Consider the following 24,454-nt stretch of genomic DNA (forward strand, 5'->3'; position numbering starts at 1 on the left):
TTCAGCTCTGAGGGTACGGCGCCAGGGCCTGAGCTGTGACGAGGGCCGCGGTCATCGCCTCATGGCCTTTGTCCTCGACCGAGCCCTCGAGCCCGGCACGGTCGAGTCCCTGCTGTTCGGTGTCGCAGGTGAGCACCCCGAAGCCGACGGGCTTGCCGGAGTCGATGGCGACCCGGTTGAGGCCGTCGGTGGCGGCTTGGCAGACGTAGTCGAAGTGCGGGGTGCCGCCGCGGATGACGACTCCGAGAGCGACGACCGCGTCGAAGTGCGGTGCCAGGCGGGCCGCGGCGACGGGCAGTTCGAAGCTGCCGGGCACGCGGACGAGCGTGGCTTCGGCTCCGGCCTCGGCGGCGGCGCGCTGGGCCCCGTCGACGAGTCCGTCCATGATCTGGGTGTGCCAGGAGGCGGCGACGATGGCGACGCGCAGGTCAGCGGCGTCGACGGTGAGTTCTGGTGCTCCGGAATGAGCCATGAGTGTGTCCTTTGTTCGACGGCTCCGCAGAGCCTGGTTCGTGTCTCTGTGTGGGGCCGAGGTTCAGCTGGCGACGGCTCCAGCGGTGCCCGCGCCTGTGCCGGATGTGCCCGTGACCTCCGGCAGCGAGAGCACATGGTGCATGCGTTCGCGCTTGGTGGCCAGGTAGTGCGTGTTCTCCGGCCGCGCCGCGACCTCGAGCGGAACCACAGCGTCGACCGTGATGCCCAGGTCTTCGAGAGCCGAGGTCTTCGCCGGGTTGTTCGTGAGCAGGCGGATGCGAGTCAGCCCGAGCGAGCGCAGGATCGTCGCCGCGGCACGGTAGTCGCGGGCGTCGTCGGTGAACCCGAGATCCCGGTTCGCATCGACGGTGTCCCGCCCCTGATCCTGCAGAGCGTAGGCGCGCAGCTTGTTGCTCAGTCCGATTCCGCGACCCTCGTGTCCGGTCAGGTAGAGCACCGCCCCGCCGTGTTCTGCGATGAGGCCGAGCGCCAGGTCGAGCTGCTCACCGCAGTCACACCGGCGCGAGCCGAAGACGTCCCCGGTCAGGCACTCCGAATGCAGCCGGACGAGAGGTGCCGGACCCGCTGAGTCGGAATCCGGGGACCCCGCAAACACGCCGAGGTGGTCATGCCCGTTGATCGTGAACGCGCGGGCCCGCAGGCTGCCGTGCTCCGACGGCAGAGCCACCTCCGCGGTCGCCTCAACCGATTCGTCCCCACCAGGGGCACCGGCGACGTTCACCGAGGCGGCCGCCTCAGTGCGGGAATCGTCCGAAGGCGACGACACGGCTGGGGCCGAAGACACGCCCGGGACCGCTGCAACGGCCGCCGCGGAGTCGTTCGACTCATCCGCGTCGCGCGACTCGAGGTAGGCGATGAGCTGCTCGATCGAGACCATGACGAGGTCGTGGGCGTCGGCGAAGTCGCGCACCGCGTCGAAGCGCATCATCGAACCGTCGTCGTGGACCACCTCGGCGATCATCGCCACCGGCTGCGCACCGGCCAGGCGCGCGAACTCGACTCCGGCCTCGGTGTGACCTGGACGTTCCCGGACCCCGCCGTCCTTCGCGACGAGCGGGAAGATGTGGCCGGGCCGCGAGATCGCCGCCGGATCCGGATCGGCGGCGGCGAGGACTCGACCGGTCTCGGCGCGTTCGGCGGCGCTGATGCCCGTGGTCACCCCGACCGCGTCGCAGCTGACCGTGTAGGCGGTGCCCTTCGGATCCTCGTTGTCGGTGACCATCGGCGGCAGACGCAGGGACGCGGCTCGGTCGGCGGTCATCGGTGCGCAGATGACGCCCGAGGTGTGCCGGACGAAGAAGCCCATCGTCGTGGGATCGGCGAACTCGGCGGCCATGATGAGGTCGCCCTCGTTCTCCCGGTCCTCATCATCGACGACGAGGATGGGTCGGCCGGCGGCGACGGCTGCGATGGCCGCGTCTATGGGATCGAGGCGGCTGGCGTGGGCGATGGGATCAGTCATGATCGACTCCTTGCTGGGTGCTGTTCGAAGGTGATGAGCCCGCCGAGGCGGGGCTCGAGTGAGTGGGGACCGCGTCGGCGGCGCCGCCATCGGTGCGGAAGGACAGGAGGCGTGCGGTGTACTTCGCGAGCACGTCGACCTCGACGTTCACGGCCGCGCCTACCGGCAGCTCGCCGAACGTCGTGTGTGCCAGGGTGGCTGGAATGAGGCCGACCTCCACCCACGCCGAGGGTGCGCTCGGTTCGGACACGGCCGTCAGCGTCAGCGACACACCATTGAGCGCGATCGACCCCTTGATCGCGGTCAGCGGTGCGAGGTCGTTCGGGATCCCGATGCGCAGGGTCGACCATTCGGGTCGGTCGATGCGGTTGAGGAGTTCGCCACGTCCGTCGACGTGTCCTTGGACGACATGCCCGTCGAAGCGCCCCGAGGCGGGCGTGCAGCGTTCCAGGTTGACGCGGTCGCCCGTGACCAAGGAGCCGAGCCCGGTCAGGCGCAGGGTCTCGCCCATGACCTCGGCGGTGAAGAGGCCCGGACGCTGCTCGGTGGGCTGCCTCGTCGAAGTCAGGCAGACTCCGTTGACGGACAGCGAGCCGCCGAGGTCGAGGTCGGCGACGAGGGGGCCGGCGTCGATGGTGATCGCGGCCGAATCGTTCGTGTGCTCGATGGACTCGACGGTGCCGAGTTCTTCGATGATTCCGGTGAACATGTGACTCCAGATTCTTCAGGCGGTGGTCGGTGGTGGTTGGGGGAGTGCGGCGGCTACGTACCTGGTTCGGGGGAGCCGGTTTCGGTAGGTTCCGGATCCGCAGTTGTGAAGTGCAGCAGGAAGTCCGGGCCGAGCCGTGACACCGCCTGTGTCTCCGTGTCGTCGGGGATCAGCTGCAGCGCCTCGGACAGGGTGCCGATGTCCAAGCCGTCGACGCTGCTGCGGCCGGGGCCGATGAGCAGCGGAGCCTGATAGCAGAAGACTTCGTCGACGACCCCCGCGGCGAAGAAGGCTCCGAGCACCGTCGGCCCGCCTTCGACGAGGAGGTGGCGCACTCCGGCGGCGTACAGTTCGTCCAAGGCCGCACGGACATCGTGGGTGCGCAGCTGCAGAGTGTTCGGATTGAGGGCGAGAAACGATGTGACCGGCAGTTCCGAGGTGCCGAGCACGACGGGCCGCGGCTGGTCGTCGAGTGAGATTCCGTCCGGGCCGCGGGCATTGAGACGCGGATCGTCGGCCACGGCGGTGCCGGTGCCGACGAGGATGGCGTCGACTCGGGCCCGGACCTCGTGAGCGTGTGCGCGAGACTCCGCGGAGGTGATCCACTGACTGGTTCCATCGGCGGCGGCGACGGCCCCGTCGAGGCTCTGTGCGATCTTCGCCGAGACGAACGGGCGGGCCTCGGCCGTCGACCGGACCCAGCGGGCATTGAGTGCGCGGGAGTCCTCTTCGTGCAGTCCCGAACGGACCGTCAACCCCGCCTCGGCGAGGGTCTTTCCGCCGCCCGCGGCCAGGGGATTCGAGTCGGGGGAGGCGAAGACGACGGAGGGGATCGCAGCGTTGATGATCGCCTCGGTGCAGGGGCCGGTCCGGCCGTGATGGGCGCAGGGCTCGAGCGTGACGAACAGTGTCGAGGTGGTCAGATCGATGTCGAGGTCGTGGGCGGTGGTGATCGCGTCCACCTCGGCGTGGGGAGTGCCCGCACCTCCGTGGTGACCGGTGACGATCTGGCCGTCGGCTGTCAGGATTGCCGCGCCCACCAGCGGATTCGCTCCGCGAACACCTTCGCGGGCCGCATTGAGGGCAGCGGTCATCGCCGCGGATTCGAGGTCCGTGAATTCCGCTGCGTCGCCTGGCTGCGCGCCCATGAAAAAACCTCCCGAGCCTTCGCCGGGAGGGAGGATATTGCGGGTGCAACCATCAGGGCGTCTCAGTCGCGTGCGACGGTGCGGTCGATTGCACCAGACACAGCGGCCGAGGCCACCATGCTCCTCCCATCCAGACTCTGACTGTCGGTTTCGGAATTTCACCGAATCAACCGCCTGCACGAATGCGAGCAGCTCGCGGACTATGACCGCCGGTACGGAATTTCACCGTCCCCGGAACATGTGAGGCCAGAGTAGCATGACCATCACCGAGGCGGCCGTGAGGTCCGTCACATGGTGACATCTGGGCGGGGTGGGAGCGGTTTTGCGTGCGGATGGGGTGGAGTGTCTCCGTGGTCCGGGCGGGCCGGCGTTCGCGAGCGACGCGAAGGCGCTCGCGGTGACCACGATTTGCCGAATTGCATAACCTGAGTATATAAATAAGTTATGGATGATGTGGATTCGGCTGAACTCGTGTCGCGGCTCGTTGTCGTCTCGTCGCGCCTGACCAGAGCGTTTCGACGAGTGATCGGCAATGAGAACTCGCTGGCGGCGCTGCGTGCGCTCGCAGTCGTCGAGCAGTATCAGCCCGTGCGGGTGGGCCATTTTGCGCAAGGATATCTGAGCTCTCAGCCCGCGGCGACGAAACTCCTCGCCAAACTCGAAGAAGCCGGACTCGTCGTGCGCGAACCCAGTCCCACGGACGGCCGGGCGTCGCAGTTCTCTCTCACCGAAGCCGGACGGGCGAGGCTGGCGGAGAACCGGTCGATCATGATCGAGCAGATGCAGCCCTACTTCGAGTCGCTGAGCGTCGAGGAGAGGCAGAGCGTCGATCGTGCGCTCGGACTGGTCTCGGACTTCCTCAAGGACCGCCACCCGGTCGACGGCGTCGACGAACCCGCCGACGAATCGGACTCCGATTCGGCCGCGGGCTAGCCGCAGCACACACCTCAGTTTTTCAACCACGCTTCCGAATCGGACTTCGCAAGCGGAACGCACCATAGGAAAGGAGACGCGACCAGCAGATGAGAGCGTCAGCAGACAACGAAACAACAGGGGACGAAACACCCGGCGATTCCGGGGCGGGAGCGTCGATCCTTCGCCAGCCGCGTGCCGTCTGGGCGGTCGCGTTCGCCGCGGTCATCGCCTTCATGGGCATCGGCCTGGTCGATCCGATCCTGCCGGCCATCTCGGCCGAGCTTGACGCCACCCCCGCCCAATCGATGCTGCTGTTCACCAGCTACCTGTTCATCACCGGCGGAATGATGTTCTTCACGAGCTTCCTGTCTTCGCGCATCGGTGCGAAGACCACGCTGCTCATCGGTCTCGTGCTCATCGTCGCGTTCGCGGCTCTGGCTGGATTCTCCGGTTCCGTCGACCAGATCATCGGTTTCCGTGCCGGTTGGGGGCTGGGCAACGCGCTGTTCATCTCCACCGCTCTGTCGACGATCGTCGGTGCCGCGTCCGGTGGTGCTGAGAAGGCTATCATCCTCTACGAGGCGGCTCTCGGCGTCGGCATCGCCACCGGCCCGCTGCTCGGCGGACTGCTCGGCGGCATCTCCTGGCGCGGACCGTTCTTCGGCACCGCAGTCCTCATGGCCATCGGCTTCATCGCCATCGTTGTGCTGCTGCCGGGAGGAACGAGCTCGAATGGGGCCTCGGCGGAGCCGATCAAGCTCAGCGCCACCTTCCGTGCACTCGCCCGTCCGGGTGTCGCCATCCTCGGCGTCTCCGCTCTGCTCTACAACTTCGGCTTCTTCATACTGCTGGCCTACAGCCCGTTCCCTGTCGAGGCTGCCGCCGCGAAGCTGGGCATGGAGGACTTCGGCGCCATGGGCCTCGGCTACGTCTTCTTCGGTTGGGGCATCTGCGTGGCGATCACCTCGGTGTTCGGTGCTCCCGTGCTGACCAAGCGGATCGGACGTCGTCGCAGCCTCATCGTCACCCTGGTCGCACTGGCCGTGCTTCTGGGCGTGATGTCCTTTCTCGTCGAATCGCTCGCCGGGATCATCGTCTGCATCATCGTGGCGGGCATGCTTCTGGGCGTGCTCAACACGGTGTTCACGGAATCGGCGATGGAGGTCAGCGACCTGCCTCGTCCGGTCGCCTCGGGGACCTATTCGGGTGTGCGTTTCATCGGCGGTGCCGTTGCGCCGATCGTCGCCGGTGCGGTGTCGGAATCGATCAGTGCGGGTTCTCCGTACCTCTTCGGTGCGGGGGCCGTGCTGCTGTCGGTCGTCGTCATCTCGCTCGGCTGGAAGAAGCTGCGTCGCGTCGACGGGCATATCGATGAGTCGTCGGTCGACGAGGCTTATGCCCTCACCGGAGGCGACGCCTGAGGCGAACTCGCCTGCAGGCAGTGCTGATCGTCGACGAGGTCGAGCCTTTTCGAAGCGGCAGCGGCTCGCGGATCACGGCGTCCGAGGAATCATTCCTCGGGCGCCGTTTCCGTGTCCGGACCATGACAAATGAGTGAATCATGCGCTGTGTTGCAGATCTGAAACCGGTTCGACACATGATCGATGGAATGCCTGGTGCAGAATAGAGTGCGCGCTTCCTGAAGATCGGCTGAGCATTTTCGGCCCATCGACGTCGGAGCGCGATCGGAAACGTCACCTACAAATGAAGGTCATCATGTCCTACGACGCGAATGCAGCATACAACTCCGGCGCACCCGGTCAAGGAGCTCCCGGTGCCGCCGGCCAGGGCTATGGAGGGCAGGGCTTCGGTGGAGCGCCACGCGGTGCCGCCAGCCCCGATGACCTCTCACTGCCGCTCTACGGCGCTTCCTTCGGCCAGGCCGTCAAGCGCTTCTTCAAGAACTACGCGAAGTTCAGCGGGCGCGCCTCGCGCAGCGAGTTCTGGTGGGCGACGCTGTTCTGCGTTCTCGTTGCGCTGGTGCCCTACATTCTTGTCATCATCGGAGCGGTGATGATGGCGGCGTCTGCTTCTGCCGATCCCTACGGGGGCGGGGCGCCCTCGGGCGGTGGCATTGCACTGATGGGCATCGGAGGGGTCCTTCTCGGCGTGTTTGTCCTGGCCACGATCGTGCCGTCGATCGCTGTCTCCTGGCGCCGCCTCCACGATGCAGGCTTCTCCGGCCTCTTCTACCTGCTTACCCTGACCTCTATCGGCGGAATCGTTGTGCTCGTTATGGAGATCATGCCGCCCAAGCCCGAGGGTCAGCGCTTCGACGTCTGATTTCGAGGTCTGACTGCGGCGCCTGTGCTCGGGCGGAGCATCACGTCTAGTTGCTGACACGTAACACAGCTGCGCAACCATAACGCCCCGTCAGTGTCATCTCGCACCATTGCAATGGTGCGAGAAGCCACTGGCGGGGTGTTGTGTTGCCAAGAGGACGGATTGCGAAGACCCCGCCGAGGAGGTCCGAGCGGTCAGCGACTGCGGAGGGTTCTGACGAATGACGTGACCATGGTGACGAAGACGATCGCCCAGACGGTCAGTGCGATCCAGTACCAGTGGATCCCGATCCATTCGATCGCCGGCACATGATCCGACCGGCCCAGGTAGATGCTCGCCACGGTGTACATGCCGACTGGGAACACCATGCTCCACAGCCCGGCCGAATAGGTCATCGGCACCCGGTGGACGGCATGCCTCCAGGCTCCTGCGGCGACGAGCGCCGGGACGAGCCACGTGGCGATCGCCCACAGCAGCGCCGAGGAGGCGCCGACCAGTACACGTGTCGCTTCGAGCAGGGGAGCGTCGCCGAGATCGAGAATCCGGGAACCCGCAACGATCGTGATTGCCAGTGCCCCCATCGTCACCCAATACGGAGCATCGAGGTCCTTGGGCCCGAACCGATGCCGAAGCACGCGCACGCCGATCGCAATCACGCAGACGACGTAGAGCGCCAGTCCAACCGCCCACATGACCACCGCCGCGAGCGCGAGGAATGCGACCAGACAGGGCTCGAGATATGCGGTGTTCGGAAGCTCGATCCCCAGGCTCGCGGCGACCACCGCCACTGACTGAGCGGCCACCGCCCACACAAGCCACGTGCCGTTCACCCCTGCAGATACCGGCCGTGTGCTCGACCCGAGGATCGCGGTGAAGGGAATCCCGTACCCGAGCACCAGCCAGAGCAGACCGCCGAGAGCGAAGAAGGCGAGGGCCAGCGGGATCAAGCCGAAACCGACGAGCCCCGTCGCCAGGACATTCGTGCCTGCCACAGCGGTGAAGAACCCGAACGCCCGGGAGGGATCATGCAGGTCGGCGCGGACAGCTTCTGGATATCGGAGGATCCGCACCACGGTGAGTACGGTGAAGGACACATACAGAGCGACGGCGATCCAGAACAGACCCACTGACAGCGAGTGCAGCTCTTTGAGCTCGGCACCGATCGACACGATGCCGGTCGCCATCACCGAGGCGAAACATCCGGGAGCCAGTGTCGAAGGGCTCAGCCCCCACCGTCTGTGCAGTCCGGTGAGGTTGCGATCGGCCGTGCTCATCCGCTCCTCATTCTCGTCGTCGTGTGTCGAGGGACATCGACGTCTTCGATAGTACGACCCCACCCCTGAAACCGCGTTGCAGTCCCGCCCTCCTGAACCGTTCCGCGGTCCCCACCGAGAGGCCACCCGAGAGTCCGCCCGATGGCCTCTGTCCAGCGAATCGATGTGCAATTCGTGACATCTGGGTCTTCTCGAGTCACTCTCGCGTCATTTTCATGAGAGAATTCACTGGTGTTACCAATGGGTAACTTCGCGTGGAGTCGCCCGCTCCACACCCTCACGTGCCGGTGGTGGCGTAGTCTGCAGTCACCTGCGCGCAGCAGAATTATCCGGCACTGACCGGATCGACGAGGGCACAGACGATTGGGAGCGATGGCTATGGAGAGCACAACGGACACTCTCGCCGAGGACACCGACATCGACGCGCCAGCGGTCGCGCTGCACGGTTGGTCGCTGTCCGGCAAACAGGGCGATGTGTTCACCGATATCGACCTCGAGGTGCCGACCGGTGCCATCGCTGTCATCCGTGGCCCCGCCGGCAGCGGGAAGACCTCTCTCCTCCTGTCCTTTGCTGGAAGGATGCGGGTCTCCGCGGGGGAGGGCCGCCTCGGCGATATCGATATCCGCAAGCAGGCCCGCAACGTGCGCGGGCAGGTTGCGGTCGGACATATCGGCGGGCTGACGGACCTTGAGGACGATTTCACGGTTGCGCAGCACGTCGCCGAACGACAGATCATGCTCCAGCCCTGGTACAAGCCGTGGGCGTCGAAATCGACCCTGCGTGAGGTCATCGGTCTCATCCGGGACACCTTCACCACGGCTACGGAGATCATTGACGAACTCCCGCCGGGGACGTTCTCGAAGCAGGACGCCCAGCGCGCGGACTTCCTCATCGACGATGACGGAGAGGTATTCGTCTCCGAGCTGAGTGAGCTGCAGAAATTCTTCCTCGAATTCGGGCTGGCGAGCCTCAGCCGCCCACCCGTCGTCGTCATCGACAACATCGACTACCTGCGCGAATCCGCCGACCGAGCCCGTGCTTGGGCTGGGATCCTCATCTACCAGCAGCTGCGCAGATCACGGGATCCCGAGAACCCGCTCACGGTCATCGTCTCCTGCGAGGACGCGAGCGAACTCGACATCGCCACCAGATCGCTCGGCTTCCGCGCGGAGCCGTCGCTGGTCGAACTCGAACTGCCGCCCCACCCTCCCGCTCATCGCGGGTCCAAACACTGAACTGCCTGCCCCACGTATACGAATCCGAGGAGATTCCCGAATGTTCTCCCTGCCCTGGTTAGAACTCTCACGATTCAAACGCCACACGATCACGCGCTTGGCGATGATCGTCATCATCGTCATCCCGTCGATCTACGGCGGGCTGTACCTCGCCTCGAACTGGAACCCGACCGAGCACCTCGACAAGCTGCAGGCGGCAATCGTCAACGAGGATACCGGCGCGGAGAAGCCCGACTCGGACGGAGAGAAGCTCAACGCCGGTCAGGAACTCGTCGACGAGATCACGCCGAAGGGCGAAGGCGGATTCGACTGGCAGGAGACCAGCCAAGAGGAAGCCGACGAGGGACTGGCCGAAGGGAAATACTTCGCGGTCCTCGAGATCCCCTCGGACTTCTCCGAGATGCTCGTGTCGACCGGAGGTGACGATCCGGAGCAGGCAGGGCTCAAGCTGCGCACCGACGACGCCCACAACTTCATCGTCGGACAGGTGGCCGGGACCATCCTCTCCGAGATCAAGGGCGGACTGAGCAAGACGACGACCGCCGAGTACGTCAACCAGGTCTATCTCGGATTCAACGACATCCATTCGGAGACGAAGAAAGCTGCAAACGGTGCGTCCGACCTGCACGACGGAGCAGGCCAACTCCACGACGGCACCGGAGAGCTCGTGGACGGGACGACGAAGCTCGACAAAGGAATCGGAACGCTGCAGACCGGGCTCATCGACCTCGATAAGGGTGCGGGCGAGCTGAAGAAGGGCAGCGGCGACCTCGCCGACGGGGCCGATACCCTGGCGAAATCCACCACCGAAGCGAAGAACGGCTCGAAGAAACTCGCCGACGGTGCCGGGCAGGTCGCCGACGGCACCTCAGAGCTGCGAGATACCGCCGATGAGGCGACGAAGAAAGCCGAGGACGTCAAACGCAAGGCCGATGACGTCGTCGACGGAGCGCGACCGAAGCTCGAGCGCGCCGAAGGGGACTTCGACGACGCCCGCACCACCGTGCGCGGGGACATGGACGACCGGATCAAGCAGCTGCAGGAGGACTATCCGGACGACCCGAACGTCAAGAAACTCGCCGAGGATGCCAACGGCCTCGGCGAGGACCTCGATTCCGCACACCAGCGCGCCTCCGATGCCAAGAATGAAGCCAAGAGCCTCGAGGACAAGCTGACCGACGCGGTCGACGGCGTGATGGACAAGATCCGCACGGCCGATAAGAAGATCGGTCAGCTCGACGACGGAGCGCAGAAGGTCGCGACCGGTGCCGATGACCTCCACTCCGGACTGATCAAGCTCGACGCCGGAGCGGGCAAGCTCGCCAAGGGTGCCGGTGACCTGCATGACGGGGCCGTCCAGCTCAAGGACGGCACGGCGAAGGCCAAGGACGGAGCCGGTGATCTCAAGGACGGATCGGAGCAGCTCGTCGACGGGTCAACCGAACTCGATAAGGGTGCGGGCAAGCTTGATGACGGCTCCGGAGAACTCGCCGACGGGTTGGAGAAAGGACTCGAACAGATCCCGACCTACGACAAGAAGGACCGGGAGAACCGTTCGGATGTCGTGGCGGTTCCCGTCGATGCAGACAAGGTCAAGGACAACGCCGTCGATGCCTATGGCGAAGGACTGTCTGCGTTCTTCGTCTCCCTGGCTCTGTGGATCGGCGGAATGATCACCTACATGGTGCTCAACGCCATCCCATACCGAGCACTGTTCTCATCGGCCACCTCGTCGCGCATCGCATGGGCCGGCTACGTTCCTGGGCTGCTGTTCGGCATCGCCCAAGTTGCGGTCCTCTATGCGATCCTCGCCTTCACCTTGGACTTCTCGGCCGGCTCGTGGTTGTGGACGCTGCTGTTCTCGATGCTCGTGGCGGCCTGTTTCCACTCCGTGCACCAATTGTGTGTCGCGGCCTTGGGTGGTGTCGGCAGGCTGATTGCCCTGGTTCTGCTGATGCTGCAGATCGCATCGGCAGGCGGAACCTATCCGGTGGAGACGGCGCCGAAGATCTTCCAGATCATCTCGCCGTTCCTGCCGATGACGCACGCGGTCAGCGGTCTGCGCACACTGGTTGCCGGTGGTGACATGTTCATCGCCGCGCAGGCGGCCGTGGTCCTGCTGCTGATGACCGCAATCTGTCTGGTCGCCACAACCGTGGTCTGCAGCCGCAAGCGTATGGTCACGCTCACTCAGCTCCACCCGAGTCTGCAGCTGTAGGCCGGGCCGGTTGCAGGGTCGTGCCTTGGGGTGCGGGCTGCAGAGTTGTTGCGGGACACAGGGCTGCTGCGGACTTACAGGCCTGATCGCAGCGCGGGCGTCGCAGCGCGGGCGTGGCCCGTTGCGGATGCCAGACGCTGTCGGCGCATTTGTTTGGTCGATCCACGGTGTTTTCGCTGGGCGAAACGCCGTGGATCGACCAAACAATCCAGCGAAATCCAGTTGGGAGGTGATCAAGCAACCATCGCCGAGGTGTTTGGGGGGTCTCCCGGGCGCAAACTGCGCGTGTCAGCAGAGTAAGGAGCGGTGCCGCCTCTGGCGTTGCGGGCGTAGGCGGCGGCTCAGTCGTCGAGGTAGCGCAGGTATCGCTGCGGGTCGTGGAGGAAACGGCGCCAGTGATCGACCATGTCGAGGTCCTCCCACGCGGATTCGCGCAAGCCCCAGTCGCCGACCTCGACGATCTTCGCTTCTGTGGCTCGGGCGAGGATGGGGGAGTGGGTGGCCATGACGGTCTGCAGGCCATTGCGCTGGCGTTCGCGGATGAGCTGGAGAAGAGTGAGCGAGGCTGTGAACGACAGCGCGCTCTCCGGCTCGTCGAGGATCCATAGCCCGAGGTCCATGAAGCGGCTTGTGAGCATGTCGACGAACATCTCGCCGTGCGAGCGCTGCGCATAGTGATAGCCGCGCACCGAACCGACGCTCATGAGATAGGCCATGTTCTCGTGCATCGTTTCGGCGCGAAGGAAGAATCCGCTGCGATTCGTTGTCGCTCCGCGCACGATCTGCAGGTGTTCACTCAGCTCGGGAGGCGCCTCGACGTGATCGCGCACCTCCCAATCTGAGCCGCCGCCGTGCGGGAGGTCAAGAGCCGTGGCGATGGCCTCGATGATGGTCGACTTGCCCGAACCGTTTTCGCCGACGAAGACGGTCGTCCGATCGAATTTGAAGCCGGACAGAACGTCGCGAACGGCCGGCAGATCACGCAGCCAGGGACTCAGCTTCGGAGGAGACAGGGCATGCTCGGCCACAGAACGCAGTGGCAGGTCGATGCGGGGATCCATGTCTGCGACGGTATCGCTCGGCTCCGACACGACCGCGGAGCCTCCGTCTGCATGCCGACCCGAGCCCCAGCTCCCACCGCGGCGACTTCCCTGCTATCCCAGCGCCAGCCGCGCGGCCAGCAGCACGAGCACGACGGCGATGATGACGTCGAGGACCTGCCAGACTCGCGGCCGCCCCAAGTAACGGGAGAGCCCACGGGCGCCGTAGCCGATGACGAGGAACCAGCTGATCGAGCCGAGCATTGCCCCGAATGTGAACGGCCACACCCCGTCCGAACCCTGCTGATTCGCGAGATTGCCGAGCATGACGACGGTGTCGATGTAGACGCCGGGGTTGAGGAACGTCAGCGCCAGAGTGGTGACGATGATGGACTTGAGGGACCGCTGATGAGTGTCCGCCTTCAGCCCGGTGGCTTCACGCGCCGATTTCAGGCTCGTCCACGCGAACCACAGCAGGTAGCCCACGCCCAGCCAGCGCAGGACTTCGAGCGCCCACGGCGCGAGCAGAACGATCGCCCCGATCCCCACCGTGCCCGCTGCGATGAGCAGCACGTCGGCGACGATGCAGATGGTGACGACGACGCCGAGGTGCTCGCGCCGGATCCCCTGCCGCAGCAGGAGTGCGTTCTGCGGGCCGACGGCGATGATGAGGGACCAGCCGGTGAGGAGTCCGGTGACGAGATGAGTGAACACGGACTCAACAGTAGAGACCGATAGTTCAGAAGAAAAACAACAGAATATGCATCTGATGCACAATTGCTTCATGAACATCGATCACGTCAAGGCGCTCGCCGCCGCTGTCGACGAAGGCACCGTCGAGGGAGCGGCCTTCGTTCTCGGCATCACCGCCTCTGCGGCGAGTCAGCGCATCCGCACACTCGAGTCCCGCCTCGGGCAGGTGCTCATCCGACGAACGAACCCGATCACCGTCACCGAGGCGGGGCAGGCGATCCTCCGCTACGCTCGGCAAGTTGAGCTGCTCGAGTCCGAGGCGCTCGACCGGCTGCACGGCATCGACGCCGACTCCCTCGGGGCGGGCGGATCCGGTGACCGGGGTCGTGAGCCTACGGTGCTCCGGGTGGGGGTGAATGCCGATTCGATGGCGACGTGGTTCCGCCCGATCTTCGCCGAGGCGGCCGGCTGGGACGATGTCGTCGTCCGCATCGAGATGGTCGATCAGGACAAGGCGCTGCCGCTCTTGGCCTCGGGAGAAGTGCTCGGCACGATCACCTCGACCGCGACCGGCGGATACGGGACAACGGTCGCCGAGCTCGGGGCGATGCGCTACACCGCCGTGGCCGAACGCTTCCTGTTCGATCGGCATTCCACCGGCACCGAGGCGGATCTGACCAGACTGCCGATGGTGAATTTCGGACAGGACGACGATCTGCAGTTCGAGTTCCTCAGGCGCTGCGGAGTCGAGGGCCGGCCCCCGATGTCGGTCGTGCCGGGCTCAGCGGAGTTCGCGGCCGCCGTGGAGGCAGGCCTCGGGTGGGGGATGGTGCCGGTTATGCAGCTCGACGATCTCGAAGCCGACCTCGTCGAGATCGGCGCGGAGCCGCATATCGACGTGCCGCTGTACTGGCACCACTGGACTCTGGCCTCGGACAAGCTCTCCCGACTGACCGACGCACTGCGTCGCGCGGCCGCCGTCATGCGGTGATTCGGGGGCGGAGCTGAACTGCCCTCTGTTGATCCGCTCAGGAGCTGAGGAGCTTGCTGATCGTCCACTTGACCTGCTCATGTGCGGCGTCGACGGTCATGGTCTCGGGAGAGATGATCGAGTGCAGGGCGATGCCGTCGACGGTGGTGAAGAGTGCTGTGGCGGTCGGCGCCACCTCAGTCGGGTCGAGATGCCCCTCCTCGGCGAGCAGATTCAGCCAGCGATGCAGGCTGTCATAGGTGACACGGTGACCGTGTTCGAGGAGGCGCCGGGACACTGCCCGCTTCTCCGCTCCAAGGGCATGCAAGTGCATGGAGAACCAGGTTTCGAGCTGCACATCTCGATGCTCATGAGTCGGCAGGAACTGGGCGCAGCACTCGTAGAGCCGGTCGGTCGGGTCGCGGTTCGCATCAGCGATGGAGAAGTCCTTGACGACGGTGTCGATGGAGCGCCGAGCGACTGCTTCGTGGAGGTCTGCCTGGGTGGGGAAGTAATGGCGCAGCGTCGATGGTCCGACCCCTGCTTCCTTGGCCACGGCGCGCACGCTGAGGTTCGCATGCCCAGGCTGCGACCCCTCAGCCAGGCGGATGGCTGCAGCGACGATCTCGTCTCGCTTCGACAACCGTGACTCCTCGCTTCATTGACAACGATGCTTCAACTCAGTGTATAGTACGTTGTACTAGTACGGTGTGCCAAAGCGTTGAAACGGCGCGGCAGGAACAGTGTGCTGACCCGACCAGAGGACCCGAACGGAAGAAGAGAGAGCCCTCATGATCGACAGTCTGCAGGAATTCGCCGGAAACATCCCCGACTGGCTGCAGTGGGCGGGCATTCTGCTCGTCTCGGCCATCCCCTTCGTCGAGTCGTATTTCGGCGCTGTCATCGGCGTCGCGATCGGACTCCACCCCGTGGTCGCCATCCTCATGGCCATCATCGGCAACGTCATCTCGATGCTCGCCTTCGTCTACGGCGCCGGTGCGATCCGCGACAAAGCCACGAAGAACAAACAGACCGAGGAGAAGCCGAAACGGCAGCGGCTCAAGCGCATGTTCGACAAATTCGGCGTGCCGGGAGTTTCGCTGCTCGGCCAGACACTCTTGCCCTCGCAGATCACCTCGTCCGCGATGGTCGGTTTCGGTGCAAACCGCAATGTTGTGGCCTTCTGGCAGGTCATCTCGATCATCCTCTGGGGCGTCCTCTTCGGAGTGCTCGCCACCCTGGGCATCGAGCTGGCGCTGCGCTGAGGAACGGCAGCAAAGGGAAAGTGAAGGACATGCTTTGCCCAGGCCAACTGGGGGATGGGCCTGCCGTGTCACACCCTCCACCTAGACTGGCCCCATGACGGAATCCACCCCGACATCCCCACCCGTTGCCGAGTCGCCCGGCACCCCTGATGACTTCTCGATCGAGGCGCAGCGCATCCTCGCCGAGCTCACCGCGAACCCGAACGCACAGTTCCGCGACGGTCAGCTCGAGTCCATCCGCGACCTCGTGCAGGCGAAGAAACGCGTCCTCGTCGTCCAGCGCACCGGGTGGGGCAAGTCAGCGGTGTACTTCGTGGCCACTCGGATGCTCCGGGCCTCGGGCACCGGGCCGAGTCTCATCATCTCCCCGCTGCTGGCGCTCATGCGCGACCAGATCGCCGCGGCCGAACGTGCCGGAGTCCGTGCCGCCAGTCTCAACTCCTCGAACGTCACCGAATGGGATTCCGTGCTCGAGGACCTCAAGGCCGGCAGTCTCGACGTCCTCCTCGTCTCCCCGGAACGGCTGAACAATCCGCAGTTCCGCGACGAAGTGCTGCCCCAGCTGCTGGCCTTCCTCGGACTCATCGTCGTCGACGAAGCCCACTGCATCTCCGATTGGGGCCACGATTTCCGCCCCGACTACCGCCGCATCGGCCGGATTCTGTCCGAACTGCCACGTGACACCCCGGTACTCGCGACGACGGCGACAGCGAACTCCCGCGTCGTCACCGACGTCGCCGAACAGCTCGGCGACGACACCACAGTCGTCCGCGGTGAACTCGCCCGAGATTCCCTGCGCCTCGGCGTCCTCCCAGAGCTCGACGCCAGCTCCCGCATCGCCTGGCTGGCCTCCCATCTCAACGACTTCACCGGGTCCGGAATCGTCTACACGCTCACCGTCTCCGCTGCCGAGGACATCACCCGAATGCTGCGCGAACAAGGCCACGAGGTCCGCGCCTATACGGGCCGGACCGATGCCGAAGAACGCGCGGAACTCGAGCAGCAGCTCAAGGACAATCGGATCAAGGCGCTGGTGGCCACCTCGGCGCTGGGCATGGGATTCGACAAACCGGACCTCGGATTCGTCATCCACATCGGCGCGCCCTCCTCAGCCGTGGCTTACTACCAGCAGGTCGGCCGAGCCGGCCGCGCCACAGACTCCGCCGATGTCCTGCTGTTGCCCGGCGCAGAAGACGAACAGATCTGGGAGTACTTCGCTACCGCATCGATGCCGAACCAGGACGATGCGAACGCCGTGCTCGCAGCCCTCGCCGAGGCGGACGGCCCCCTGTCCGTGGCCCGCTTGGAAACTTTGGTCGGAACCAAACGCTCCCGTCTCAACCTGCTGCTCAAGACCCTCGAAGTCGAAGACGCGGTGTCGAAGGTCAAAGGCGGGTACGTCTCGACCGGGTTGGGCTGGACCTACGACCGGGAACGCTATGAGAAGGTCGCGGACGTCCGAGCCGAAGAGGCCCAGGCCATGCTCGATTATGAGGCGACCGGGCAGTGTCGGATGGAGTTCCTCATCCGTCAGCTCGACGATCCCGACCCGAAACCCTGCGGCCGCTGCGACAACTGTGCGGGAGTGTGGTTCTCTGCCGAGATCTCCGACGAACAGCGCCAAGCGGCGGCCGGCAACCTGCACAAGATCGGCCTGCCGATCGAGCCGCGCAGCACCTGGCCCAGCGGATTGGCCAATATCGGTGTCCCTCTCAAGGGTCGGATCCCGGCTGAAGAGCTCGCCGAGGAGGGACGTGCCATCGCCCGCCTCTCCGACCTCGGACAGGGGCAGAGTCTGCGCTCGTTTCTCGCCCCTGATGCTCCCGATGCAGAGGTGCCCGGTCAGATCGGCAAGTGGTGTCTTGAAGTCCTGGCACAGTGGAATTGGAGAACACGGCCCGAGGTGGTCGTATCGATCCCGAGCAATCGCCGTCCTGTGACGGTGCGGTCTCTGGCCGCGAATCTCGCCGCGGCCGGCCGTCTTGTCGATGGGGGTGAGTTGCTGCAGGTCGGCGACCACGGCACCCCTGATGTCAACAGTGCCTTCCGCGTCAAGGACCTCTATGAGGCCTTCGTTGTTCCTCCGGAGATCGAGGAGGCAGTGGCCGGGAAGTCAGTGCTGCTGGTCGACGACGAGGTCGTCTCGCGGTGGACGATGACGGTCTGCGCACGATTGCTGCGCAAGGCGGGAGCCACCTCGGTGCTGCCGTTTGCCCTTGCACTCCGGGCCTGAGGTTAATTCGACGAGCCGTCCCGGAGCTGACCCCAGCCGAATTCGGTCTCCGATATTTCATCTCGAAGATCTTCGAAGAATCGATCTCGCGCCTCATCCATGCTTTCGTGCATATAGGAATCTGAAACGATGACGCTGAGAGTCTCTCCGCATGCCTGAATAGACGCTACGAATCGATCGAGCCTAGACCCCTCAGATTCGATAGTAAGTTGTTCGAATTCGGCAACAGTAAGCAGCTTCTGAATCGCTGGAATTACTATGTATTCGATCCTGCCGTTCAGTTCCGTGCTGATGTCCAAATGGATCCGCCCTCTTTGACTTACAGTCGTGCGACACTCTCGGCCGTCGGCTTATTGGTTTCGAGCTTAAACGTCGGCTAATGAAGATGCCATAAATACAGAGACTGTCGCGATGTTCATTCTGAGACTATTCAGCGACCGCATGATTTCAAAGCTCACCATCAAGCGTGCTGGATGACTTGCAGCGGTACCTCTAACTCCTCTGCAGGTCTCTGACCAGGCGCGGAGTTGACCGGCGTCCGACCTTCACTGTCCACTTCGACCACGGGTAGGAGAGCCGGACATGGAAATAGTTGATGTATTCGGCGACCGCAAACAGCCAGATGACGATGATGAGAACCGCGCTGAGCGAAACGCCGGGCCAAGCGACGACGATGCCGATGAGTGAGGTGAGAAGCACGAGCGGGTTGATGACGCGCAGAAACCGATAGATTCGAGCGACCGGTTTTGGAATCGGGGCCGGCAGATGATGCCGAGCGATCAGCCAGTAGATTCCGGCCTGAACGAGGATGAAGAGCAGCGGGGACAGTGTTGCCCATAGCGCTGCTTCGGCTCGATCGGCCGTGACGAAAGCGAGACGCGTCGGAACGACAGCGAAGACCGCTGCGGCGACGATTTCCCCGAGCCCGAGGCTGAGGAATCGTCGCCGCAGAGGTTCAAAGCGGTCGGTAGAGGTCACGGGCGGTTCAGCGACTGCCGCAGTGCAGCCGACCGGAACAGAACCGGGCCGCCTCGGCGAGGCTGACGGTCACAGATTCTGCTGGAGCTGGAACGTCGCGCCTTCCGGATCGGTGACCGTGACGATGCGTCCGTACGGGGAGTCTTCCGGACCGGCGAGCACCTTGCCGCCGAGCTCGGTCACCTTCGTTGCCGAGGCATCGGCGTCTTCGACGTTGAAGTAGGTGCGCCAATAGGAATTCTGTGCCCACTCGCTGGCGTCACAGATCCCGGCCACAGCCGCGTCACCGTCGCCGTGCGTCGAGTACGGGAAGCCCTCCATCGGAGTGATGTCGAATGAGAAGACCTTGGCGTAGAAATCATTCGCTGCCTGGTAGTTCGTCGTCATGAGTTCGAACCACACGGGAGTTCCCGGTGAGAGCGGAGTATCGAAGCCGGAGAACTCGCCGGGCTGCCACATGCCGATGGGCGAACCGGTCGGATCGACGACGACGGCCATCTGGCCGAGCGGGCCGACGGGCATCGGGCCGACGACGTCCGCAGCACCGGCACCCAACGCTGCCTGGTGGACTCCGGAGATGTCCCCAGTGTACAGGTAGGTCGACCAAGCCGTGGGCATCTCCGGACTCGGAGTGCCGTCCATGTTCATGGCTCGCATGGCGCCGCCGACGTTGCCTCCGTCCTTCGTGATCATATTGTAGTGGCCGAAGTCCTCACCCATGTCGGTGAATTCCCAGCCGAAGAGCTGATTGTAGAAGTTCTGGGCGGCCTCGAAGTCCTGACAGACATAGTCGATCCAGATCGGCTGGCCTTCGCGGGGGTTGGCAGGCATTGCGTCTCCTCTTGTGATGGGTGGAGGTGAGTTGCAGTGAATAGTGCCGACGGCAGCGGGATGACCCTACTGCCAAGCGCGCGTGAAATCCGCGAAGCAGTCGGTCAGCGCCGCCTGCAGAAGCGGACCGAAGGTCACGCGCCCGACCCCGAGCTCAGCGAGCTGTGAGAGGTCGAGTTCTTCGGGCACCGCGCCCTTGATCGGGTGCGCGGTGACATTGAGCGGCAGAGTGATCTGCGCGAGGATCGACTTGAGTGTGCCCACATCGGGCAGACGGACGGGGTAGACGGAGTCCGCGCCGGCGTCGGTGCACAGACGCAGACGTCGAACCACCTCGGCGGTGGGATCCTCGAAGTCGCCGGGATATTTGAACACATCTGTCCGGGCGTTGATGACGACGTGGACCCTTTGAGCCTCGGCCGCTTGGCGCAGACTCCAGATGTATTCGGCATGCTCCTCGGGGCTGCGCATGCTGCCGCGACTGTGCACCGTGTCCTCGATATTCACACCGACCGCTCCGGCCTCGAGGAGACCGGCGATGAGCTCGGGAGCGGGGGTGTCGTAGCCGGATTCGAGATCCGCGGTGACCGGAACATCCACCGCCGAGGTGATCCGTGAGATCCCCTCGAGCGCTTGCTCGAGCGTCATCTGCTCACCGTCGCCGTGGCCGAGCGAATCGGCGAGCGGGTGCGACCCGATGCTCAGAGCGTTGAAACCGACGTCGACCATCGCACGAGCCGACCAGGCATCCCAGACAGTCGGCAGCACGAGAGGTTCGTCCTGGTGATGTCCCTGCAGAAGGGTGAAAGCGCGTTCGGCGAGAACCGTGTAATCGACCATGGTCAATACTTTTCCACTGTTGTGCCTCGACACGCCAGGGGTCGGACTGGTTCACCAGAAGGTTTCAGGCAGGCGCAGTGATAGCGTGAACAACATCCGATGTCGCCGTACGGAGGAGCAGAGGTGGCCGGTTCGGGCGCCATCCGCGTTTCGCCCAAACCCGAGCGGGTATGGGCACTTCTCGCCGTGCTTGCCGGCATGGCCACGATCCTCATCGAGATTCCCGCGGCACTGATGTCCGAAGGCGGCTATTCGTTCACTCAGCAGCCCATCAGCCATCTGGGGATGACCGGATGCGGGGACTGGGGAGACGTCGGAACCCCGATCGAGGTCTGCTCACCGGCCCATCCCTTCGTCAACGGTGTTTCCATCATCGCCGGATCGATGCTCGCGATCATCGCCTTCATCTGGCACGACTGGATCGCCCCGAGTCGCTGGGGCAGGTGCGGATCCTTCCTACTCGCCGCCGGCGGAATGCTGTTGGCCGGAACCGGGATGGTCCCCGCCGATATCGATCCGACTCTGCATGCTGTCTTCGGTTTCGGCGGATCCGGAATCCAGAATCTCGGTCTGCTCGCCGCAGGCATCGCCTTGACTCATTGGCCCGAGAAGCGCTGGATCGGTCCCGTCGAATTCGGCGGACTCACGCTCGGACTGGGCGCGTTCGGTCTCGCCGGAGCACTGTTCTTGGCTGCTCCCGAGACCTGGAACCTGCCCGTCGGCATCGTCGAGAGAGCCGCGTCCTACCCGATCCTCATCTGGTTCATCCTCGCTGGATGGATGCAGCTGCGTGACGCCTCCAGGCGAAAGCGCGAACTCACCTCCGGGCGCTGAATGCCATCTCGTGATCGATCCGGTCGGGCCGCTCGGTCCAGGGCTCGTATCGTGACGCCGAAACCGGTGCGGGTATCCTTAGTGAACAACGTTCACAAAGGAAGCTCATGAAGATCCTGATCCTCGCGCCCGGTTCCCGCGGCGATGTCGAACCCGCCCTGCGCATCGCTTCCGGACTCATCGCCGACGGTCACGAAGCAACCATCGTCGCCCACGCCGACTATGAGCAGCGCGTGACCGCCGCAGGCTGCGAGCTCGTGCCGTTTGCGGTTCCCCTCGAGCCGCCGCTGCAGTCTGATGGCTCAGCTCCGGGCGCTCGGGGATACCTCGCCCACTTGCGGACGTACATGCTCGACCACGCACGCGCCGCACTCGCCGCAGCCACAGACGGTGGCTTCGGGGTCGTCATCACCAACCCGATCTCTCCCTATGGCCATGACATCGCCGAAGCGTTGAGCATTCCGTCGGCCGAGGCCCTGCCTCAACCGGGCCTTCCGAGTCGAAGCTACCCGCCGATGATCGCGTCTAACCTCGACCTCGGACCCGCACTCAATCGCGGCTTCGGCCGACTGGTCGAACGTTTCCCCGCGCCCGTCGGCGGGGCGATCGCACATGTCCGCGGGGAGCTGGGGCTGCCGAAGGAGAGCCGCCTTGCCGGAATTCGTCGACGCTTGCGCGCCGGACTGCCTGTCCACCACGGAATCTCTCCCTCAGTCCTGCCACGTCCAAGCGACTGGCCGAACACCTTGAGCCTCGACGGATTCTGGTGGCCCGTCGAGGACGAGAACTGGACGGCTCCGTCCCCGCTCGTCGACTTCCTCGCCGCCGGACCGGCTCCGGTCCTCATCACTTTGGGCAGCGTCGACGCCGATGCCGGCGCCGGCGCGGCTGTCGCCGAATTCGCCGAATCCACCGACCGCAGAGTGATCGTGCAGGGAAAGATCGGAGAGAATCTCGCCGAGGCGGCCCAGGACCGGGTCTTCGCAGCCGAGCATGTGCCCCATTCCTGGCTGCTGCCGCAGGTGGCGGCGGTCGTGCACCAGGCCGGTGCCGGAATTACCGCGGCCAGTCTGCGCGCGGGAACGCCCGGCGTCCCGCTGCCTCTGCACACCGATCAGTTCTTCTGGGCCCGGCGCGCCCACGAACTCGGCGCCGCGGTCACCCCGCTCACCGGCAGGCGCCTGAGCCGTGACGGGCTGAAGACCCGCGTGGACGAAGCCATCGGCAATTCGGGCTATCGGCGCCGTGCGGCCGAGATTGGTGCTCGACTCGACGACGGCGACTCGACTGCACCTCTGCGTCGATGGGCGGCGGCCTGCGATGGGTGAGAAGAATACAAAGTTTGATAAGCCCCCGGTGGTGGAGAAGAACGCAAGGGCTGTGGGGAACAAGAACATGGGCAAGTCGACCGGTGGAATCGGCCGTCCGCCGAAACTGAACCGGGCGGTGATCGTGGCGGCTGCGATCGATATCGCCGACCGGCACGGGCTCGACGCTGTGACCATGCGAGCCGTGGCCATTGAGCTGGACAGCACAGCGGCGGCCCTGTACCGGCATGTTCAGAATCGGGAGGAACTCGTCGACAGCATCCGCGACGACGTGCTGGCCGAGCTGCCCGATGTGGGCGCAACGGGGCAGTGGCGGGCAGATCTCCGCGTTTTCGCGCAAGGACTCCTCGACCTCCACGTCGCCCATCCGTGGCTGACCTCCGGTGGCCTCCCCGCCGCAACCGGGCCGCGGACCAGCGCCACCGTCGACACGGCGATGTCACTGCTGGCAGGCCACCCGGCTCCCATCGGGCAGAAGTACTCCGCCGTGGCGGTGCTCTTCGAGCTCGTCTCCGGTTTCGCCCGTAGCGGTGCCGCGGCCAAGGAGCCGAGCGCCGAGATCGCCTCCCCGGCCGACGCTGTCGACAACGAGCAGGCGCTCGCCGTCATTCTGGCTGCCGTGACCGGGGTCCTCGACGATGCGGAGGTCCGATCCCGGTCACCGCAGTGATGTGCCGGCGGGATCGCTTAGATCGTGGGATTGAGGAGGATCTTCCCCATCGTGTGGCGTTCTTCGAGGAGTCGGTGGGCTTCTGCGGCGTCCTCCAGGGGTAGGGTGGCGTGGATGCCTGAGGTGAGCCAGCCCTGCTCGATTCCGTCGAGGACGTCCTTCGCTCGGGCCAGGAGCTCGTCGTGGGTGCCGATGCCGTCGGCGACGTCTCCACCCGAGACGGTGCGGGACCGGCCGATCAGTTCTCCGGGGCTGAGTGGGTCGGAGGGGCCGCTGGCCGCACCGAAGACGACGATGTTGCCGTGGGTAGCGACGGCGCGGAGGTCTCCGTTGAAGGTCGCTTTCCCGACCCCGTCGATGATGAGATCGGCTCCGTGACCGTCGGTCAGGCGCAGTACCGTCTCGGCGAAGTCGTCGTCGGTGTAGTTGATGACTTCATCGGCGCCGGCCTCGCGTGCGGCGTCTGCTTTCGCCTGGGTGGAGACGGTGCCGATGACGCGGGCGCTGGAGTGTTTGGCGAACTGGACGAGCATGAGGCCGACCCCGCCAGCGGCGGCGTGCACGAGGACCGTGTCGCTGGCACTGGGCTTACGGAATTCGGTGATGAGGTATTGCGCGGTAATGCCCTGCATCCCGAACGCGGCCCCCTGTTCGAACGAGACGTCATCGGGAAGCGGGATCAGGCTCGTGGCCGGGACGATCGCGGCTTCGGCATATGAGCCGCGCCACCGGGCGTAGGCGACCCGGTCACCGGGATGGAAACCGGGAACATCCGCTCCCACGGTCTCGATGATCCCTGCGGCTTCCATCCCTGGAGTGAAGGGCGGGGCGACGGGGTCTGTGCCGCGGCGCTGGTAGATGTCGGTGAAGTTCACTCCGATCCGCTCGTGCCGCACCAGCACCTCGCCGGGGCCGGGAGCGGGCAGGGTCAGGGTGCGGGGTTGGAGGACGTCGGGACCGCCCGTGCGGTCGATGACGACACCGCGCACGGTCGTAGGCGCTGTCCGACCATTCATGAGAGCTCCTCTCTTC

At 65.0% G+C, this 24,454-nt stretch carries 23 protein-coding genes and 1 riboswitch; of the genes, 11 read left to right on the forward strand and 12 right to left on the reverse strand.

Features of this window, described 5'->3' with window-relative positions; all coding sequences use genetic code 11:
- Position 1: 1 nt before the first annotated feature.
- The 4 genes from ribH to ribD all read right to left on the reverse strand — a co-directional run bounded on the left by ribH (position 2) and on the right by ribD (position 3,814).
- Positions 2-472 (reverse strand): 6,7-dimethyl-8-ribityllumazine synthase, encoded by a 471-nt coding sequence (gene ribH, locus KTJ89_RS07595; protein ID WP_259357269.1) that lies wholly within the window; start codon positions 470-472, stop codon positions 2-4.
- A gap of 63 nt (positions 473-535) precedes the next feature.
- Positions 536-1,957 carry a GTP cyclohydrolase II gene (gene ribA, locus KTJ89_RS07600; protein WP_259357270.1) on the reverse strand — a complete coding sequence of 474 codons (1,422 nt, stop codon included), beginning with the start codon at positions 1,955-1,957 and terminating at the stop codon, positions 536-538.
- Positions 1,950-2,666 carry a riboflavin synthase gene (locus tag KTJ89_RS07605; RefSeq protein WP_259357271.1) on the reverse strand — a complete coding sequence of 239 codons (717 nt, stop codon included), beginning with the start codon at positions 2,664-2,666 and terminating at the stop codon, positions 1,950-1,952. The genes ribA and KTJ89_RS07605 overlap by 8 nt, the downstream gene beginning before the upstream one ends.
- 53 nt (positions 2,667-2,719) lie before the next feature.
- Complete coding sequence (gene ribD / locus KTJ89_RS07610) at positions 2,720-3,814, reverse strand: bifunctional diaminohydroxyphosphoribosylaminopyrimidine deaminase/5-amino-6-(5-phosphoribosylamino)uracil reductase RibD (protein WP_259357272.1); 1,095 nt, start codon at positions 3,812-3,814, stop codon at positions 2,720-2,722.
- Positions 3,815-3,928: 114 nt separating this feature from the next.
- Positions 3,929-4,057, reverse strand: a riboswitch (FMN riboswitch).
- Between the two features lie 201 nt (positions 4,058-4,258).
- Between ribD and KTJ89_RS07615 the strand changes: the two genes are divergently transcribed.
- The 3 genes from KTJ89_RS07615 to KTJ89_RS07625 all read left to right on the forward strand — a co-directional run bounded on the left by KTJ89_RS07615 (position 4,259) and on the right by KTJ89_RS07625 (position 7,012).
- On the forward strand, positions 4,259-4,747 hold the full coding sequence (locus KTJ89_RS07615) for a MarR family winged helix-turn-helix transcriptional regulator (protein WP_139467898.1): 489 nt from the start codon (positions 4,259-4,261) through the stop codon (positions 4,745-4,747).
- 89 nt (positions 4,748-4,836) lie between these two features.
- Positions 4,837-6,150, forward strand: a complete 1,314-nt coding sequence (locus KTJ89_RS07620) for an MFS transporter (protein ID WP_139467899.1) — start codon at positions 4,837-4,839, stop codon at positions 6,148-6,150.
- Positions 6,151-6,445: 295 nt separating this feature from the next.
- On the forward strand, positions 6,446-7,012 hold the full coding sequence (locus KTJ89_RS07625) for a DUF805 domain-containing protein (protein ID WP_172171800.1): 567 nt from the start codon (positions 6,446-6,448) through the stop codon (positions 7,010-7,012).
- A 194-nt stretch (positions 7,013-7,206) separates the two neighbouring features.
- On the opposite strand, the gene KTJ89_RS07630 is transcribed toward KTJ89_RS07625, so the two are convergent.
- Positions 7,207-8,286, reverse strand: a complete 1,080-nt coding sequence (locus KTJ89_RS07630) for a tellurite resistance/C4-dicarboxylate transporter family protein (RefSeq protein ID WP_259357273.1) — start codon at positions 8,284-8,286, stop codon at positions 7,207-7,209.
- A gap of 378 nt (positions 8,287-8,664) precedes the next feature.
- Here KTJ89_RS07630 and KTJ89_RS07635 point away from each other — a divergent pair, with 378 nt between their 5' ends.
- Positions 8,665-9,522 carry an ATP-binding cassette domain-containing protein gene (locus KTJ89_RS07635; protein ID WP_259357274.1) on the forward strand — a complete coding sequence of 286 codons (858 nt, stop codon included), beginning with the start codon at positions 8,665-8,667 and terminating at the stop codon, positions 9,520-9,522.
- Positions 9,523-9,562: 40 nt separating this feature from the next.
- Complete coding sequence (locus KTJ89_RS07640; protein ID WP_259357275.1) at positions 9,563-11,740, forward strand: YhgE/Pip domain-containing protein; 2,178 nt, start codon at positions 9,563-9,565, stop codon at positions 11,738-11,740.
- A gap of 341 nt (positions 11,741-12,081) precedes the next feature.
- Here KTJ89_RS07640 and KTJ89_RS07645 read toward each other — a convergent pair whose 3' ends face one another.
- Both KTJ89_RS07645 and KTJ89_RS07650 read right to left on the reverse strand, forming a co-directional pair.
- On the reverse strand, positions 12,082-12,801 hold the full coding sequence (locus KTJ89_RS07645; protein WP_259357276.1) for an AAA family ATPase: 720 nt from the start codon (positions 12,799-12,801) through the stop codon (positions 12,082-12,084).
- A 93-nt stretch (positions 12,802-12,894) separates the two neighbouring features.
- The gene (locus KTJ89_RS07650; RefSeq protein WP_259357277.1) at positions 12,895-13,494 is read right to left on the reverse strand and encodes a LysE/ArgO family amino acid transporter; all 600 of its coding nucleotides are present in this window, start codon (positions 13,492-13,494) and stop codon (positions 12,895-12,897) included.
- 70 nt (positions 13,495-13,564) lie between these two features.
- Here KTJ89_RS07650 and KTJ89_RS07655 point away from each other — a divergent pair, with 70 nt between their 5' ends.
- Positions 13,565-14,464 carry an ArgP/LysG family DNA-binding transcriptional regulator gene (locus KTJ89_RS07655; protein ID WP_259357278.1) on the forward strand — a complete coding sequence of 300 codons (900 nt, stop codon included), beginning with the start codon at positions 13,565-13,567 and terminating at the stop codon, positions 14,462-14,464.
- A 37-nt stretch (positions 14,465-14,501) separates the two neighbouring features.
- Here the strand turns inward: KTJ89_RS07655 and KTJ89_RS07660 are convergent, their stop codons facing one another.
- Positions 14,502-15,086, reverse strand: a complete 585-nt coding sequence (locus KTJ89_RS07660) for a TetR/AcrR family transcriptional regulator (protein ID WP_259357279.1) — start codon at positions 15,084-15,086, stop codon at positions 14,502-14,504.
- A gap of 148 nt (positions 15,087-15,234) precedes the next feature.
- Here KTJ89_RS07660 and KTJ89_RS07665 point away from each other — a divergent pair, with 148 nt between their 5' ends.
- Both KTJ89_RS07665 and KTJ89_RS07670 read left to right on the forward strand, forming a co-directional pair.
- Positions 15,235-15,708 (forward strand): hypothetical protein, encoded by a 474-nt coding sequence (locus tag KTJ89_RS07665; protein ID WP_259357280.1) that lies wholly within the window; start codon positions 15,235-15,237, stop codon positions 15,706-15,708.
- Positions 15,709-15,802: 94 nt separating this feature from the next.
- Entirely contained in the window at positions 15,803-17,941 is a 2,139-nt protein-coding gene (locus tag KTJ89_RS07670; RefSeq protein ID WP_259357281.1) for a RecQ family ATP-dependent DNA helicase, read from the forward strand.
- 492 nt (positions 17,942-18,433) lie between these two features.
- Here KTJ89_RS07670 and KTJ89_RS07675 read toward each other — a convergent pair whose 3' ends face one another.
- From KTJ89_RS07675 to KTJ89_RS07685, 3 genes are all read right to left on the reverse strand, one after another.
- Positions 18,434-18,919, reverse strand: coding sequence for a hypothetical protein (locus tag KTJ89_RS07675; protein WP_259357282.1), 486 nt, complete (start codon positions 18,917-18,919; stop codon positions 18,434-18,436).
- Between the two features lie 69 nt (positions 18,920-18,988).
- Positions 18,989-19,750 carry a VOC family protein gene (locus KTJ89_RS07680; RefSeq protein ID WP_259357283.1) on the reverse strand — a complete coding sequence of 254 codons (762 nt, stop codon included), beginning with the start codon at positions 19,748-19,750 and terminating at the stop codon, positions 18,989-18,991.
- A gap of 66 nt (positions 19,751-19,816) precedes the next feature.
- Positions 19,817-20,590 (reverse strand): isocitrate lyase/PEP mutase family protein, encoded by a 774-nt coding sequence (locus KTJ89_RS07685; RefSeq protein WP_139467912.1) that lies wholly within the window; start codon positions 20,588-20,590, stop codon positions 19,817-19,819.
- A gap of 99 nt (positions 20,591-20,689) precedes the next feature.
- Between KTJ89_RS07685 and KTJ89_RS07690 the strand changes: the two genes are divergently transcribed.
- The 3 genes from KTJ89_RS07690 to KTJ89_RS07700 all read left to right on the forward strand — a co-directional run bounded on the left by KTJ89_RS07690 (position 20,690) and on the right by KTJ89_RS07700 (position 23,422).
- Positions 20,690-21,424 (forward strand): DUF998 domain-containing protein, encoded by a 735-nt coding sequence (locus KTJ89_RS07690; RefSeq protein ID WP_259357284.1) that lies wholly within the window; start codon positions 20,690-20,692, stop codon positions 21,422-21,424.
- Between the two features lie 107 nt (positions 21,425-21,531).
- Positions 21,532-22,752 carry a glycosyltransferase gene (locus KTJ89_RS07695; protein ID WP_259357285.1) on the forward strand — a complete coding sequence of 407 codons (1,221 nt, stop codon included), beginning with the start codon at positions 21,532-21,534 and terminating at the stop codon, positions 22,750-22,752.
- A 52-nt stretch (positions 22,753-22,804) separates the two neighbouring features.
- Positions 22,805-23,422, forward strand: a complete 618-nt coding sequence (locus KTJ89_RS07700) for a TetR/AcrR family transcriptional regulator (RefSeq protein ID WP_259357286.1) — start codon at positions 22,805-22,807, stop codon at positions 23,420-23,422.
- Between the two features lie 17 nt (positions 23,423-23,439).
- On the opposite strand, the gene KTJ89_RS07705 is transcribed toward KTJ89_RS07700, so the two are convergent.
- On the reverse strand, positions 23,440-24,438 hold the full coding sequence (locus KTJ89_RS07705) for a quinone oxidoreductase family protein (RefSeq protein ID WP_259357287.1): 999 nt from the start codon (positions 24,436-24,438) through the stop codon (positions 23,440-23,442).
- Positions 24,439-24,454 lie beyond the last annotated feature (16 nt).

Origin of the sequence: Brevibacterium sediminis (assembly GCF_024895295.1) — a bacterium.
Taxonomy (GTDB): domain Bacteria; phylum Actinomycetota; class Actinomycetes; order Actinomycetales; family Brevibacteriaceae; genus Brevibacterium; species Brevibacterium sediminis.